Here is a 15323-nt window from a genome sequence, read left to right as displayed (position 1 = left end):
GAGCGCGTATAACCAGGAGGAGGAATACCATGAACGTCACCAAGACCGGCACATCCCTCGGCCTCGCCCTCGGCGTGGCCCTGCTCGGCTCCACCGCGATGGGGGAGCCCTTCCGGCTGATCGTCACGCATCTGGAGCCGCCGCTGGTGCCCAACTCCATCCAGGACATGGCCGCCGACCGCGGCTATTTCGAGGAGGAGGGCGTCGAGGTCGAGCTGGTGCGCGTGCAACAGACGCCCTCCGCCGTCGCCGCCCTGCAATCGGGCGAAGGGGAGATGGCCAACATCTCCGTGGATGCGCTGGTGCAGCTCGTCCTCGGCGGCTCGCCCGACATGCGCGCCGTCACCTCGCCCAACAAGTCGTTGCCCTTCCTCATCGCCTCCAGCGAGGAGATCGCCTCGCCCGAGGATCTGGCGGGCGCCAGCTTCGGCGTCGGCCGGATCGGCAGCCTCGATTACACGCTCTCCGGCGAGGTCCTCTCCGGCTACGGGCTGGCATGGGACGATCTGGAGCTCGTCGCCCTCGGCCAGCCCTCGGTGCGGGGGCAGGCGCTCTCCGCCGGGCAGGTGGATGCGACGACCATGTCCATCGGCGTCTGGTCGGAGCTGCCGGATCAGACGGGCCTGCACATCCTCGTGCCGCAGGACGCCTATTACGAGGCGGCGCCCGTGGTGAACAAGGTCAACGTCGTGCTGCAGGAGACGCTGGACGAGCGGGGCGGCGAGGTGGAAGGCGTGATCCGCGCCCTCATCCGCGCCAGCCGCGACGTCGCCGACAACCCGCAGCTCTGGGTAGATTACATGAGCGAGGTGCGCCCCGACGTGGCGCCCGAGACGCTCGACATGCTGGCCGAGAGCTTCGCGGGCGGCTGGGAGGTCAACGGCGGCCTCAACGCCGAGGAGCTGCAGTTCACGCAGGACTTCCTCTACCAGAGCGAGGATTTCGCCGATCAGCGCGAGGTGACGCTGGAGGAATGGGTCGACTTCGGCCCGGTGGACAACGTGCTCGCCGATCTCGGTACCGCCGAGGGCGCCTCGGACATGCCGGTCCGCTGATGGCGCAGGGCGCCACACAAGGGCGGGAGCCGGGCACCCCCCGGCTCTCGCTTCAGGGCGTCACCAAGCGCTTCACCCGCCCCGGCGGGGAGCAGTCGGTGGCGCTCAACAATATCTCGCTCGCCTGCGAGGACCGCACCTTCGTCGCAATCGTCGGCCCCTCGGGCTGCGGCAAGACCACGCTCCTGCGCGTCGCCAACGGTCTGATCCGGCCGGAGGAGGGGCAGGTGCGGCTCGGCGGCAAGGCGCCCCGTCCGGGGCCGGAGGCGGGCTTCGTCTTCCAGTCCTTCCGGCTGATCCCGTGGCTGACCGTGCGGCGCAACATCGAGTTCGCGCTGGAGGAGCTGCCCCTTTCCGCGGCCGAGCGGAAGGAGCGGGCGCTTCATTACCTCGATCTCGTCGGCCTCGCCCGCGTCGAGGGCAGCTACCCCGCCCAGCTTTCGGGGGGCATGCGCCAGCGCGTGGCGCTGGCCCGGGCGCTGGCGGTGGAGCCGATGATCCTGCTGATGGACGAGCCCTTCGCCAGCCTCGATGCGCAGACGCGCGAGCTGATGCAGATGGAGCTGATGGCCATCTGGCAGCGGAACCGGGCGCTGGTGCTCTTCGTCACCCACAGCGTCGACGAGGCGCTCGTGCTGGCGGACCGCGTGGTGCTGATGGGCGGCGGGCAGGTGCTCGACGATATAGAGGTGCCGCTGCCGCGCCCGCGCTTCGGCGAGGAGGTGCGTGCCAGCGCCGCCTTCCTGGAGTTGCGCGCCTACCTCTGGGGGCGCATCCGCGACCTCGTCCTCTCCGACCCGGCGTCGGATTTCTATGGCCGCGACCCGGCCGCCGCACAGAAGGAGGCTTCGGCATGATGGGCTATCTCGGCGGCGTCTATGCCATCTGGCTGCGCGAAGTGAAGCGCAGCTTGCGCGACCGCGGCCAGCTCATCGGCGGCGTCTCGCGCCCGCTTCTGTGGGTGCTGATCCTCGGCATCGGGCTGAACCCCTACTTCCGCGGCGAGGTCTATGGAGAGGTGCGCTTCGTCGTGCCCTACACCTACCTGCAGTTCATCTTTCCCGCCGTGGTGGTGCTGAACATCCTCTATACCTCGGTGCAGGCCGCCGTCTCGCTGATCTGGGATCGGGAGTTCGGGTTCCTGCGCGAGGTGATGGTCAGCCCCATGCCGCGCAACCTCGTGCTGCTGGGCAAGATCCTCGGCGGGGCCACGACGGCGGTGATCCACGGCTGCATGGTGCTCGTCGTCGCCCGCTTCGTCGGCGTGCCGCTGACGCTGATGGATGCGCTGGCGGCCATCGCGCTGATGTTCACGCTCTCCTTCGGGCTGACATCCTTCGGCATTGTCATCGCCAACTACGTGCGCGGCTTCGAGGGGTTCGGCGTCTTCTCCAACGCCGTGATCCTGCCGCTCTACTTCACGGCCAGCTCGGTCTTCCCGCTCGACCCGGCGCTGACGCGGGCGCAGACGCTGGCGATCTATCCGGAGTGGCTGGTGGTGGTCGTTGAGTGGAACCCGCTGACCTATGCGGTAGACGCGATGCGCGGCATCCTCATCAACTTCAACCAGTTCGACCCCACCTTCGACCTGCGCGTCGTCGGCATCATGACGCTGGTGCTCTTCCTCGTCGCCGTCTGGGAGTTTCGCCGTGTCTGACGCGGCCCCTCCGGCGAGGCAGGCGGGCCGGCCAAGCGCGGCCCGCCCGCCGCTCTGGCGGCGGCTGGGCTGGCTGCTGCCGGTGGTGATCTGCTTTGCGCTGCTCTTCGCGCTGAGCTTCCTGCCGGCGGATCGCTCGCTGCGGCAGATCGACGAGCAGGGGCTGATCAGCGTCTGCATGCCGGAGAGCTACCCGCCCCTGGTGACGGGAGAGCCTGAGCGCCCCGGCTTCGAGGTGGAGCTGGTGCGCGAGATCGCCGAGCGGGCCGGCTGGCGGCTGCGCGTCTCGTCGAACCCCTACATGGGGCGCGACTTCAACCCGCGCGCCTGGCACATCAACCGCAGCATCTGCCAGATGGTGGCCGGCGGCGTCGCGCTCTCCGACACCACGCAGGCCTTCATGGATACCGGCGCCCCGCATCTGGAGACGGGCTGGGCCATGCTCTCCGCCGGGCCGCAGGAGGCGCCGGAGGAGGGCCAGACGGCCGCCTTCTACGCCGGTCTCGCGGGGCTCGACCGGATCGGCCTCGGCCAGTACCTGCGCGGGCAGGGGACGACGGCGCGGATCGTGCAATCCCCCGCCGCGCTGCTGGAGGCGCTGGAGACGGGCGAGGCGGAGATCGCCATCACCGAGGCGCTCATCGCGCAGACGCTCATCGCCGAGCGGCCGGATCTCACCCTGACATGGCTGCCGGGCGAGCTGGGGCGCATCCCCCTCGGCTTCGGCTTCTGGCGAGGCGACCTGACGCTACGGCGGGAGGTGACGCGCCTGCTGGAGGAGATCGAGAGCGACGGCACCTTCGCGGAGCTGGCGTCGCGCTATAGCCTGGATCAGAGCCGGTAGGGGACGGGAGAGATGGGCGACGACGACGACGAGGCCGCGTGCGACTGGGTCGATCTCTCGGCCCCCAATCAGCCCTACGAGGTCCAGCTCGACCGCAATGCCGCGGCCGGCGCGACCTGGCGCTGGCGCCACCGGCGCCGGCCCGCGGGCGGCGGCGAGGTGCCGCCATGGCTGCCGGGCCATCCCTCCGAGGGGCAGCCGGGCGGGCGAGAGGGCAAGGGCCGGCGCTGACGGGGCGGACGGCGGGGCTGCGGGAGAGCGCAGGACCGGGGGTTTTCCACCCCCGGACCCCCGGAGAGGTATTTGAAAAAGGGCGAGAGCAGGGCTGGCTGGCGGCCGGTCCGCTCTCGGGGGCGGTGCCGCGCTAGGCGGAGGCGGCCGCGGCGAGTGTGGTGGGGGTGTGCATGCGGTCGTAGAGCTCTTCCATGACCTTGGCCCGGGGCCAGTCGCGGGTGGCCTCGAGGAAGCGGTGCACCGCGTCGTCGCCGCACCAGTAGGCGTAGAGGAAGGGCGCGCGCAGCTCGTGGGAGATGAGCGCGAGGCGGTGGCGCATCGTCTCCGGCTGCTGGAAGGAGAGGGGGGCGATCACCTCCGCCACCTCGTCGATGCTCTTGCCCTCGGCGAAGATCATCCACGAGGCGTTGCAGCGCAGGGCGCTGCGCAGGCGCATGAGCGCGAGCCCGGCGGCATCGCCCGGCCCCTCGATCCAGTCCAGCAGGTCGAGCCCGTTGTCGGCGATGCCCTCGAAGAGCGGGCTGGAGGCGGTGCTCGTCACCACCTGCGCGCCTTCCAGCGGCATCCGCCCCTCGCGCACCAGCGTCTCGCGCCGCGACAGGTGGACGAGGTGGCCGGGGAAGGCCTCGTGCGTGGCGAGGTGCTTCAGCTCGAAGCGCGTGTAGCGGTAGCCGAGGTTGAGGAGGAGTTGCCGGCCCGGGTAGTCGCAATAGGCGTTGAAGGGCTTCTCGCGCACGCCGATGGGGGTGATCCAGTCATCGCCGATGTCGAAGACCAGCCGCTGCGAGCGCACCTGCGCCTCTGTCTCAAGCCCTTTCAGGACGTCGATCACCTGATCGGGGGAAACGGTCGTGTCCGCCTCCCACGTCGCGACATCGGCGGAGAGTTCGCCGCTGCGATAGCCGAGCTCGCCCAGCGCCTCCGCCAGCGTGTCGCGGTAGCCCTGCAGGACCGCCTCGGGGACCAGCGTGGTGCCCACACACAGCTGTTCCTTCAGGCGCGTCTCGAAGCTCTGCGTCTCGCCGGCGAAGAGGCGGCTGACGGAGGCGAGGGAGATGGTCATCTCGGTGAGCCATCCCTGCCGCTGCGCATCGCCGGCCTCGGCCGGCACCCGCTCCATCAGCGCGGCGAGGGCGTCCTGCACCTCGTCCCAGTCCCGCAGGGGGCGGGGCGCGATCTCCGCCACGGCGACGGGGATCAGCCCCTCGCGGGCGAGGAAGCCGTCGGTGCCGAGGCCGCCGCGATAGAGCGCGTCGATGCCGGCGGTGATCTCCGCGAGGTCCTTGCCGAGCGCGTCCGCGCCGATGCTCTGCCCGTCCGTCATTCCACGGCTCCTTCGGTGATGTCTCTCTTGATGAAGCGCCCCGCGGCCATGATGGCGCCGATCTGTGCGCCGTCGCCGGTGAGGAGCGAAAGGTCCTGCAGGGGGTCGCCCTCCAGTACCAGAAGGTCGGCGAAGGCGCCCTCTGCGATCACGCCGGCCTCGCCCTTCAGGCCGCAGAGCTCCGCCCCGGTCAGGGTGAGGGAGCGGAGGATCTCCGCCGGGCTGAGCACCTCGGCGAGGAGGTCGATCTCCATGCACTGGTACTTGCGCAGGCCGCCGAGGAGGTCGGTGCCGAAGGCCATCGGCACGCCGGCGTCGCGGAGGAGCCCCAGCGAGCGGCGCCCGCCCTCGCGCACCGTGTCGATCTTGGCGACGCTGTCGGCGCCGAGGCCGAGCGCCTCGCCCTCCAGCGCCAGCGCCTCGTAGGCGACGAGGGTGGGCACCGAGATGCAGCCCCGTTCCGCCGCCATGGCAGCCGTCTCCGCCTCGATCAGGTTGCAATGCTCGAGGCTGCGCACGCCGAGATCTACGCAGCGGCGGATGGCCCGGTCGGTATAGACATGGGCGGCGACGTAGAGGCCGGCATTCTCCGCCTCCTCCACCGCCGCGGCGATCTCGTCCTTCGAGAACTGAAGCGCGTGGATCGGATCGTTGGGGGAGGAGACGCCGCCATTGGCCATCAGCTTGATGAAGCGCGCGCCCTCCTTGATGTAGGTCCGCGCCACGCGGCGGACGTCATCCACGCCGTCCACGAGGATGCCCATGGAGCCGAGGCGGTCCGACATGATGCCCGGACGGTCATCCGTCCGCTGGCGCAGGTCGCAATGGCCGCCGGTGGTGGAGAGGCCCTTGCCGCAGATGATCAGGCGCGGGCCGTCGATCAGTCCCTCCTCGACGCCCAGCACCAGCCCCTGATCGGCGCCGCCGAGGTCGCGGATCGTCGTGAAGCCGCGCGCCAGCGTCTCCTCCATCACCCGGGCGGAGCGGAGGGCGGAGAGGGAGGTGGGGGCGATCATGTTGCCCCAGAGATCCAGCGTCTCCGCCACCACGTGCATGTGGCAGTCGATCATGCCGGGCATGACCGTCTTGCCGTCCAGCCCGATCACCTCTGCCCCCTCCGGCGGGGCGACGCCCTCGCCGACGGCGGCGATGCGGTCCCCCTCGATCAGGATGGTGCGGTTGGGCAGAAGGCGCCCGGCCTCGGGGTCGAGCAGGTTGGCGCCGGTGAGGGCGATGGGGCGGGTCATGGGCTCTCTCATCTATGGTGGCAGGCGACGAGGCGGCCATCCTCGCGTGGTACGAGCGGCGGCTCCTCGCTGGCGCAGCGGTCCGTCGCCAGCGGGCAGCGGGTGCGGAAGGCGCAGCCGGAGGGCTTGTGGGTCGCGGAAGGAACCGTCTCGCTCTGCGCCGTGAAGCCGTGCCGCTTGCGCGGATCGAGCGAGGGCGTCGAGCCGAGCAGCAACTCGGTATAGGGATGGCGGGGGGCGGCGAAGAGATCGGCCTTCTCCGCCAGCTCGACGATCTTGCCGAGGTACATCACCGCGACCTTGTGGGAGAGGTACTCGACCACGCCGAGGTCGTGGCTGATGAAGAGGTAGGCGACGCCCAGCTCCTCCTGCAGGTCGGCGAGGAGGTTGAGGATCTGCGCCTGCACCGAAACGTCGAGCGCCGAGACCGGCTCGTCGCAGACGATGACGTCCGGCCCCAGCATCAGCGCCCGGGCGATGCCGATGCGCTGGCGCTGCCCGCCGGAGAACTGGTGCGGATAGTTGCCGGCCTGGTCGGGGCGCAGCCCGACGCGGCGCATCATCGCCAGCACCTGCTCGTTGCGCTCCGCCGGTGCACCGATGGAATGGATGTCGAGCGGCGCCCGCAGAATGTCCCGCACCGACTGGCGCGGGTTGAGCGACGAGAACGGGTCCTGGAAGACGATCTGCATCCGCTGGCGATAGCGGGCGAGATCCCGCCCCCGCGCCGCGCCGACGCGGGCGCCGTCGAAGGTGACGGCGCCGCCGGTGGCGGGGATCAGGCCGGTCAGCGCCAGCCCGGTGGTCGACTTGCCGCAGCCGCTTTCGCCGACGAGGCCCAGCGTCTCCGCCCGGCCGAGCTGGAAGCTCACCCCATCGACGGCGCGCACGCTGCCGACCTGGCGCTGGAAGACGCCGGCGCGGATGGGGAAGTGGACCTGCAGGTCCTCCACCGAGAGGAGCGGCGCGGTGTCGGCGGCGCCGGCCGGGGGCGCCGTGGCATCAAGTGGCATCGTTCACTCTCCAGCAGGCGGCGAGGTGGCCGGGGCGGTGCTCTTCCAGCGGCGGCCGCTCGGCGCGGCACCTGTCGATGGCGAGCGGGCAGCGGGGCGCGAAGGCGCAGCCGGGGGGCAGGTCCCACATCGGCGGGACGGTGCCCTTGATGTCCGTCAGCCGGCCGTGGCCGCCGGTAGCGGCGCCGCGTGGGATCGCCCCCATGAGGCCGCGGGTGTAGGGGTGGAGCGGCTCGTCGAAGAGATCCGTCACCCGGGCCTCCTCTACGCGCCGGCCGGCATACATGACGATGACGCGGTCGGCCGTCTCCGCCACGACGCCGAGGTCGTGGGTGATGAGCACCAGAGCCGTGCCGAGCCGGCGCTGCAGCTCTCCGATCAACCCGAGGATCTGCGCCTGCACCGTCACGTCCAGCGCAGTCGTCGGCTCGTCGGCGACGATGACCTCCGGCTCGCAGCAGAGCGCCAGCGCGATCATCGCCCGCTGGCGCATCCCGCCCGAGAGCTCATGCGGGTATTGTTGCGCCCGGCGCTCGGCATCGGGCATCTGCACCCGCTCCAGCGCCGCGACGGCGCCCCGCGCGGCGGCGCGGCGGGACATGGGGCGGTGGCGCCTGAGCGCCTCTCCGATCTGCCGGCCGACGGGCATCACCGGGTTCAGCGCCGTCAGCGGCTCCTGGAAGATCATGGCGATGCGGTCGCCGCGAATATCCTCCGCCCGCCGCTCCGACAGGGCCAGCATGTCGGTCTCGCCCAGATCGATCTCCCCGTGCTCCACCCGCACCCCGTCCGGCAGGAGCCGCAGGAGGGAGAGGGCGGTGATCGACTTGCCGCAGCCGCTCTCGCCGACGATGCAGAGCGTCTCGCCCGCCGCCACCTCCAGAGACATGTCGGAGACGACGGTGAACGGCGGATCGGCGTTGGCGATGCGGATCTCGACATCGCGCACCGACAGCGCCGGCGCGGCGACATCCGCCGGCCGCCGATCGCCGGCCTCGATATCGCGAAGGGGTGCCATCAGGAGGTCGCACCCTCCATGTTGCCGACCATCCAGCCGTAATCGCCGGCCTCGACGATGTTGCGGGTCAGGTGGCCCATGATCATGATGCCGCGGTCGAAGGGGCAGACGGCCTCTTCCAGCACCTCGAAGGTGTAGGGGCTGACGACGCGGAAGAGCGGGTCGCCCTTCTTCATCTCGCCGCCCAGCGGCGGCGACAGCGGCTCGACCCAGCCGCCCTTGGTGGGCCGGATGCCGGCGATCTCGTTGACGACGACCTGGCTTGGCGCCGCCTCGACCTCGCCCTCGATGGCGCCGAGCTGGCGGAGCATGTTGAGCACGCCCTTGATGATCCGCTCGATATAGGGGCCCTGGTCGACGACGCCGCCGCCCAGCTCGATCACCGCGGCGGGGATGCCGCGCGGCATGGTGACGTCCTTCGTCGTGCCGCCGAACTTGGTGCCCTGCTTGCCGTCATCGGGCCGGTAGAGGAGCTTCGAGCCGAAGGCCCGGCTCAGCTTCTCGTCGTTGAGGAAGTAAACGTAATCCACCGTCGGCCGGTCGGTGCCCGAGTGCAGGTCGATATGGGCGTCGATCACGCCGAGGAAGTCCTTCGTCACCGCCGCGGCGAGCTGCTGCGAGAAGGTGCCGTTCGGATCGCCCGGGAACTCGCGGTTGAGGTCGCGCTGGTCGATGGGGTTGAAGCGGGAGTTGACCACCATTGCGCCGGCATTGACGACCGGCAGCAGGCGGATGGTGCCCTTGATCTTCATGTCCTTGAGGATGCGGTAGAGATCGAGGATCGCCTGGCTGCCGCAATTCTCGTTGCCGTGGACGGAGGCGGAGATGCCGACCATCGGGCCCGGCTCCTCGCCGATCAGGTCGGTCATGTGGAGGAGGGCGTCGGTCCCGTCCGCGAGGGTGGTGATCTTCGGGCTGAAGCGGGCGATTTCCTTGACCATGGGGTCTCCTGTCTTGGTATTGGCGGCGTCTGAAGCGTCGGGCGTTCAGCTCTTGCCGCGGGTCTGGTGGCGGGGGTCGAGCAGGTCGCGCAGCCCGTCGCCGAGAAGGTTGAAGCCGAGCACCGTGACCATGATCGCGGCGCCGGAGATGATGGACATCCACGGGTCTTCACGCATGAAGCGGGTGCCGTAGCTGAGCGACCAGCCCCAGGTGGGGGCCGGCGGCGGCAGGCCGAAGCCGAGGAAGCTGAGCGCGCTCTCCCAGATGATGGCGGTGCCGAGGCCGAGCGAGGCGAGCACGATGATCGGCCCCAGCGAGTTCGGCAGCACCTCGCGCCAGAGGATCCGGGCCGGGGAGGCGCCGATGGCACGGGCGGCGAGCACGAAGTTCTGCTCGCGCAGCGACAGCGTGGTGGAGCGCACGACGCGGGCATATTCCGTCCACGAGACGATCACGAGCGACAGCGCCACGTTGAGGAGGCCGGGGCCGACGACGGCGACGACGGCGAGCACCAGCACCAGCGGCGGGAAGCCGAGGAAGATGTCCGTCAGCCGCATCAGCAGCAGGTCCACCCAGCCGCCGAAATAGCCGGCGACGAGGCCGATCACCGTGCCGATTATGGCCGAGAGCGTCACGGCGATGATGGCGATGGTCACCGAGATGCGGGCGCCGTAGACGAGGCGGCTCCACAGGTCGCGGCCGAAGTTGTCCGTCCCCAGCCAGTGCTCCGCCGAGGGGCCGGAGAAGCGGTTGGGCATGTCCATCTGCGTCAGGTCATGCGTCGCCACGAAGGGGGCGAAGATGGCCAGCAGGATGATCGTGGCCGAGATCAGGGCGCCGGCGATCAGCGGCGCGCTGCGCAGGGCCTTCGGCCAGCGGATGCGGCGGCGGGCGCGGGCGGCTTGCGGGGCGGGTTGGGCGGCGTCGGTCATGGGGTCACCTCAGCCGGATGCGCGGGTCGACCGCGGCATAGGCCAGATCCACCGCCAGCGTGACGGTGGCGTAGATCAGCGCGAAGATCAGCACGATGCCCTGGATCAGCGGCACGTCGCGCTGCGAGATCGCGGCGATGGTCAGCTGGCCGAGGCCCGGCCAGGCGAAGATCGTCTCCGTCAGGATGGCGCCGCCGAGGAGCGCCCCGAAGCGCAGCCCGATGACGGAGAGAACGGGCAGGAGGGCATTGCGCAGCGCATGCCCCAGCACGACCTGCGGGCGGCGCATCCCCTTGGCCTTGGCGGTGCGGACGAAATCCTCCCGCAGCACCTCGAGCATCGAGGTGCGCACGAGGCGCGAGATGATCGCCGCCGAGTTGCCGGCCAGCGACAGCGCCGGCAGTGTGATGTGGGCCAGCGAGTCGAGGAAGGGCGCGGGGTTGCCGGCCAGCATCATCCCGAAGGCGGGGATCAGCGGCTCGCCGCGGCCGATGGCGGGCAGCCAGCCGAGATTGACGGCGAACCAGAGCATCAGGAGCAGCGACAGCCAGTAGACCGGCATCGAGATGCCGAGCTGCGCCAGCAGCATGGTCGCCGCGTCCACGATGCCGCCCTGGCGGATCGCCGCCAGTACGCCGAGGCCGATGCCGACGACGACGGAGAGGAAGAGCGCCACCGCCGCCAGCTCGATCGTCGCGCCCATGCGGCCGAGGATGATCTCCGACACCGGGGCGTTCTGGAAGATCGACCGCCCCATGTCGCCCTGCGCGAGGTCGGCGAAGTAGCGGCCGAGGCGGATGTACCACGGATCGTCCAGCCCCATCGCGGCGCGGAGCGAGGCGATGCCCTCCGCCGTCGCCTCCTGCCCCAGCAGCACCGAGGCGGGATCGCCCGGGATGAGCAGCAGCAGGGCGAAGGTCACGCAGATGATGCCCACGGCCATGGGCACGAAGAGCAGCAGCCGGCGGATCACGTAAGCGGTCATGGGATCCTCAGCCGATCACGACGTCGTCGATCTTCCGCGGGAAGCGGGTCAGGCTGTCGGGGCCGTCCTCGGTGATTAGCACCGTGTCGGCGAGCCGGTAGCCGGCGTAGTTCGGCACGCTGATCGAGGGCTCCGAGGAGGTGATCATGCCGGGCTCCAGGACCGTCTGGTCGCCCGCCTCCACCCATGGCGGCTCGTGGAAGAGCACGCCCATGCCGTGGCCGACGCGGTGCAGGATCCACTCCTCCGGCGCATTCTCGCGCAGGTAGTCGAGCCCGGCGGCATCGGCGGAGGCGCAGGTATTGCCGGCGATCAGGCCGGCGGTGGCGCGGCGCTGGCTCTCGTAGGCGATGGCGTAGTGGCCGGCCTGCGTCTCGTTCGGCTCGCCGATGAAGAGGGTGCGCTCGCTCTCCGCCGCGCGGCCGCCGACGCGGCAGCCGAGGGAGAGGATGATGCTCTCGCCCACGGCGACCGGGTTGCCGGTCGGCATGGCATGCGGGAAGGCGGAGCGGATGCCGGAATAGACGAGGCCGGAGGCGAGCCCCTGCACCAGCATCTGGTCTTCGTGCTCGTCATACATGATGCGCATCGCCTCGCGGGAGACGTGGCTCTCGATCTCGATCTCGGAGGGCAGGGCGCCCCCTTTGCGCATCGCCTCGGCGATCATGTCGACGCCGGCCTGCACCATGGCATCGGAGATCCGGGCCGCCTCGCGGTGCAGGGCGATCTCGGCGGGCGTCTTGATATAGCGCATCTTCGTGATCATCGGCGTCGGGCGGAAGGTGACGCCCTCGAACACCGCCTGAAGCGCGGCGAGCCGGCCGAGCGACATGCCGGGGCTGACGCCCACCTCGCCGGGCGCCGCGCCGAGGACGCGCTTGAGCGCCGCGAAGGGGCTCTCGACGCCGGGAAACTCGAAGTAGGAGACGATCTCGGCCGCCGTGTCCTGATGCAGGGCGTGGCCGATCTCCAGCTTCGGCACCAGCAGCCAGGCGCCGGTCGCGGTGATGGCGAACATCACCGGGCGCTCGTTGGAATAATGCGAGAAGCCGGTCGTGTAGATGACGTCGTCGTTGGAATCGAGCAGGAGGACCGACAGGCCGTCCTCGGCCATCTTCTCTCGGATGGCGCCGTGCAGAGCCTCGAAATGGCTGGCCGGAAGGCGCTGGTGGAAGAGGCGGGACTGATCGTCGGGCATGGGGCCGATCCTTTGGCAGATGGGGTCTGGCGACCGCCCCCACGTGAGGACGGCGCCATGGGTAGGGGCCGGCGCGGGGCGCCGGCCGGCCGAGATCACTCGGCGGTCTCGGGCATGCCGATCATGCCGCGGAAGTTGCCGCGCGGGTCGGCGGTGACCTCCACGGGAAGGTCCTTGTCCCAGAACAGCTGGTAGCCCTGGTAGGAGATGATGTAGTAGGGCAGCTCTTCCGCGATGACTTCGGCAGCCGTCTGGTAGGCCTCGGCCCGGGTCTCCTGGTCGAGCGCGGTGCGGCCCTCTTCCAGCGCCGTGTCGACCGTCTCGTTGGAGTAGCCCCCCCAGTTCTGCGAGCCGCCGGTGGTCAGCTGCGCGTAGCCGAGGCGGTCCGGGTCCGTCAGGTTGAGCCAGCCGAGCAGGGCGATCTGGTGCTGGCCCTGCTGCACGTAGCCGGAGGAGAAGGACGGCCAGTCGGTGATCTGGATCTGCGCGTCCACGCCGACCGACTGCATCATGGCTTGCGTGTATTCCACGGCCTGGATGCGGTTCGGGTCCTCGCTGTGGGTGGAGAGGATGACCGTCAGCGGCTCGCCATCCTTGTCGAGGATGCCGTCACCGTCGCTGTCGCTCCAGCCGAGCTCGGCGAACTTCTCCGCCGCGCCGGCCGGATCGAAGGTCGGCTGGGTGATGCTCTCGTCATAGGCCCAGGAGGAGGGCAGGATGATCGACGTCGCGACCTCGTCGACACCCTGGTAGATGTCGTTCACGATGGTCTCCTGGTCGACCAGCATCGCGAAGGCCTGCCGCATCTCCGGATCCGCCAGCAGAGGGTCGGCGGTGTTGAAGTTGAGGTAGGTCACGCCGAGGCCGGCCATGATCTCGCTGCCGAAGCGGTCGTCTTCCTCTAGGCGCTGGATGTCCTGCGGGGAGAGCGGCGACTGGATCACGTCCAGATCGCCCGCCTCGAAGGCCTGCGCGCGGGCGGAGTTGTCGCCGACGATGCGCACGGTGACGGTCTCGATCTCCGGCGTGCCGGCCCAGTAGCTGTCGGAGGCCTCCAGCACGATGTCGCTGCCACGGTTCCACTCCGACAGCACCATCGGGCCGGAGCCGATCGGCTCGCTGCTGAGATCGGCGCCGCTCTCGGCATAGTCCGAGGGGACGATGCCCATGGAGAGGTAGCTCATCAGCGGCGCGTAGGGCGCCGAGAGGTTGAACTGCACCGTCAGCTCATCGACGGCCTCGACGCTCTCGATGGGCGCGAAGAGGGTGAGCTGCGGGGCGTTGAAGTCCGGGTCCGTCAGCGTCTCGAAGGTGTAGACGACATCTTCGGCCGTCAGCGGCGAGCCGTCGGAGAAGGTGAGCCCCTCGCGCAGGTGGAAGATCACCGTCTGCGGATCCGGGCTCTCCCAGCTTTCGGCCATGTCGGGCTGCGGCTCCAGCGTCGGGCTGAGGTGCACGAGGCCGGCATAGATGAGATCGGTCACGCGGTAGGCGGTGGTGTCGCGCGACAGGCGCGGGTCGAGCGTGCCGGCATCGACGTCGGCGCCGATGACGAGGCTGTCCTGCGCCTGAACGGCCCCGGCGGCCGCGAGGGCGACGAGCGACGCGGCAACGCCGCGGGTAGCGCTTTTCCTGATAGTCACACCAATTCTCCTGCTGCTAGTTTAATTGTCGGATGATGTCGGCCCGCCCGAGACCAGCTTGAGCGCCGCCTTCTGGCGCTCGCGCAGTTCGGCGAGGTAAGGCAGGAATTCCGCCTCCAGCGCCGCGGGATCGGCGGAGTGGCGGTATTCGAAACAGGGCACGCCGGGCCGCACCCGGCGCAGCACGTGATCGGCGCCGGAGGCGTAGATCACCGCGTCGGAGCCGGCGATGAGCGCGTCGAGGTCGGGCGCCTGCGACCAGCTCACCCGGATGTCGGAGACATGCGGCGCGTAGCGCTGGACGCTCGGCTTCATGATCGCGATGTAATCCTGCAGCTGCGTGATCGCCGCCACCCGCGCCCGCGGGTCGAGTCGCGCCAGCGCCGCGCGCGTCGCATCGGAAGGGATGAAGCGCAGGCCGTAGACGTTGGCATCCGGCACGAGGTGTTCCACCTCCGTCTCGCGGTGCACGAAGGTCACCACCACGTCGGCCTCGACGCAGGCGCGCCGCGTCTCCTCCTCCATCCGCAGCTGGTCGAGCGTGACCAGCGAGATCCGGTCGCGGGGGGAGAGGAGGGGCGAGAGCTCGCGCACGTAATCCTCGCCCGGGCCCGGGAAGACGCCGACGAAGATGACGCTCAGCCCCGGACGGGAGCGGCGCAGCTGTGCCTGGGCGTTGACCATGGCGACGAGCGACATGGGCGAGACGCCCTTCCGCTCGGCCTTGCTGAGCAGCAGGTCGATATCCGTGCGCAGCGCCGTGACGCCGTGATCGGATTCCTGTGGCAGGGCGAGGCGCGTGTAGGCGCCGCTGCCCTTGCGCATCTCGACGAGGCCGGCGTCGCGCAGCTCCGCATAGACCTGCGCGACCGTGACCTGCGCGATCCCCAGCGTGCTGGCGAGGCGCCGGACGGAGGGCAGCTTGGTGCCCTTCGGCAGGTCGAAATGGGAGAGCTGGTAGCTCATCAGCCCGTAGAGCTGACGGCCGACAGGCACCGGGAGGGACTTGTCGATGAAGCTCGGATCGATGTCGAGTTCGGTGTTCATGTGATATGCTCAACCATAACACTTCACAGACAAGGCCAGCACACTCGCCCCTGGCAAGACCTTTTTCGCCCGGCCTCCGAACTCGCCCCTCGAGCGCGGATCGGCGCCCAAATCTTGTGCAGCTCGCCCGGCGAGGCCGCCTCCGGGTTCCCATCCGGCGGCGACGGCCTTAGCAATTATAGGG

At 69.9% G+C, this 15323-nt stretch carries 15 protein-coding genes; 5 read left to right on the top strand and 10 right to left on the bottom strand.

The window, feature by feature from the left end; translation table 11 throughout:
• Positions 1–29 precede the first annotated feature (29 nt).
• The 5 genes from GY170_RS09435 to GY170_RS09415 are packed head-to-tail and all read left to right on the top strand — an operon-like array spanning position 30 to position 3787.
• Positions 30–1055: an ABC transporter substrate-binding protein gene (locus GY170_RS09435; protein WP_235924091.1), complete on the top strand. Its 1026-nt coding sequence runs from the start codon at positions 30–32 to the stop codon at positions 1053–1055.
• Positions 1055–1912 (top strand): ABC transporter ATP-binding protein, encoded by an 858-nt coding sequence (locus GY170_RS09430; protein ID WP_163892630.1) that lies wholly within the window; start codon positions 1055–1057, stop codon positions 1910–1912. The genes GY170_RS09435 and GY170_RS09430 overlap by 1 nt, the downstream gene beginning before the upstream one ends.
• On the top strand, positions 1909–2712 hold the full coding sequence (locus tag GY170_RS09425) for an ABC transporter permease (protein ID WP_235924090.1): 804 nt from the start codon (positions 1909–1911) through the stop codon (positions 2710–2712). The genes GY170_RS09430 and GY170_RS09425 overlap by 4 nt, the downstream gene beginning before the upstream one ends.
• On the top strand, positions 2705–3556 hold the full coding sequence (locus GY170_RS09420) for a substrate-binding periplasmic protein (RefSeq protein WP_235937825.1): 852 nt from the start codon (positions 2705–2707) through the stop codon (positions 3554–3556). The genes GY170_RS09425 and GY170_RS09420 overlap by 8 nt, the downstream gene beginning before the upstream one ends.
• Before the next feature lie 12 nt (positions 3557–3568).
• Positions 3569–3787 carry a hypothetical protein gene (locus GY170_RS09415; RefSeq protein ID WP_163892627.1) on the top strand — a complete coding sequence of 73 codons (219 nt, stop codon included), beginning with the start codon at positions 3569–3571 and terminating at the stop codon, positions 3785–3787.
• Between the two features lie 133 nt (positions 3788–3920).
• Here GY170_RS09415 and GY170_RS09410 read toward each other — a convergent pair whose 3' ends face one another.
• The 10 genes from GY170_RS09410 to GY170_RS09365 all read right to left on the bottom strand — a co-directional run bounded on the left by GY170_RS09410 (position 3921) and on the right by GY170_RS09365 (position 15139).
• On the bottom strand, positions 3921–5114 hold the full coding sequence (locus GY170_RS09410) for a hypothetical protein (RefSeq protein WP_163892624.1): 1194 nt from the start codon (positions 5112–5114) through the stop codon (positions 3921–3923).
• Complete coding sequence (locus tag GY170_RS09405) at positions 5111–6361, bottom strand: metal-dependent hydrolase family protein (RefSeq protein WP_163892621.1); 1251 nt, start codon at positions 6359–6361, stop codon at positions 5111–5113. The genes GY170_RS09410 and GY170_RS09405 overlap by 4 nt, the downstream gene beginning before the upstream one ends.
• A gap of 8 nt (positions 6362–6369) precedes the next feature.
• On the bottom strand, positions 6370–7374 hold the full coding sequence (locus GY170_RS09400; RefSeq protein WP_163892618.1) for an ABC transporter ATP-binding protein: 1005 nt from the start codon (positions 7372–7374) through the stop codon (positions 6370–6372).
• A complete protein-coding gene (locus GY170_RS09395; RefSeq protein ID WP_163892615.1) occupies positions 7364–8392 on the bottom strand; it encodes an ABC transporter ATP-binding protein in 1029 nt (342 codons plus the stop codon). Before GY170_RS09395 ends, GY170_RS09400 begins: the two co-directional genes overlap by 11 nt.
• Positions 8392–9333 carry a succinylglutamate desuccinylase/aspartoacylase family protein gene (locus tag GY170_RS09390; RefSeq protein ID WP_163892613.1) on the bottom strand — a complete coding sequence of 314 codons (942 nt, stop codon included), beginning with the start codon at positions 9331–9333 and terminating at the stop codon, positions 8392–8394. Before GY170_RS09390 ends, GY170_RS09395 begins: the two co-directional genes overlap by 1 nt.
• A 45-nt stretch (positions 9334–9378) precedes the next feature.
• Positions 9379–10266, bottom strand: a complete 888-nt coding sequence (locus GY170_RS09385; RefSeq protein ID WP_163892610.1) for an ABC transporter permease — start codon at positions 10264–10266, stop codon at positions 9379–9381.
• Positions 10267–10270: 4 nt separating this feature from the next.
• Positions 10271–11251: an ABC transporter permease gene (locus tag GY170_RS09380; protein ID WP_163892607.1), complete on the bottom strand. Its 981-nt coding sequence runs from the start codon at positions 11249–11251 to the stop codon at positions 10271–10273.
• A gap of 7 nt (positions 11252–11258) precedes the next feature.
• A complete protein-coding gene (locus GY170_RS09375) occupies positions 11259–12449 on the bottom strand; it encodes a M24 family metallopeptidase (protein WP_163892604.1) in 1191 nt (396 codons plus the stop codon).
• Between the two features lie 95 nt (positions 12450–12544).
• On the bottom strand, positions 12545–14092 hold the full coding sequence (locus GY170_RS09370; RefSeq protein ID WP_235937824.1) for an ABC transporter substrate-binding protein: 1548 nt from the start codon (positions 14090–14092) through the stop codon (positions 12545–12547).
• A 21-nt stretch (positions 14093–14113) separates the two neighbouring features.
• Positions 14114–15139: a GntR family transcriptional regulator gene (locus GY170_RS09365; RefSeq protein WP_163892601.1), complete on the bottom strand. Its 1026-nt coding sequence runs from the start codon at positions 15137–15139 to the stop codon at positions 14114–14116.
• Positions 15140–15323 lie beyond the last annotated feature (184 nt).

Origin of the sequence: Pseudoroseicyclus tamaricis, from assembly GCF_012070395.1 — a bacterium.
In the GTDB taxonomy this organism is placed as follows: Bacteria; Pseudomonadota; Alphaproteobacteria; order Rhodobacterales; family Rhodobacteraceae; genus Pseudoroseicyclus_A; species Pseudoroseicyclus_A tamaricis.
Note: the sequence above shows the minus strand (reverse complement) of the source record. Positions and strands in the feature narration are given on the sequence as shown.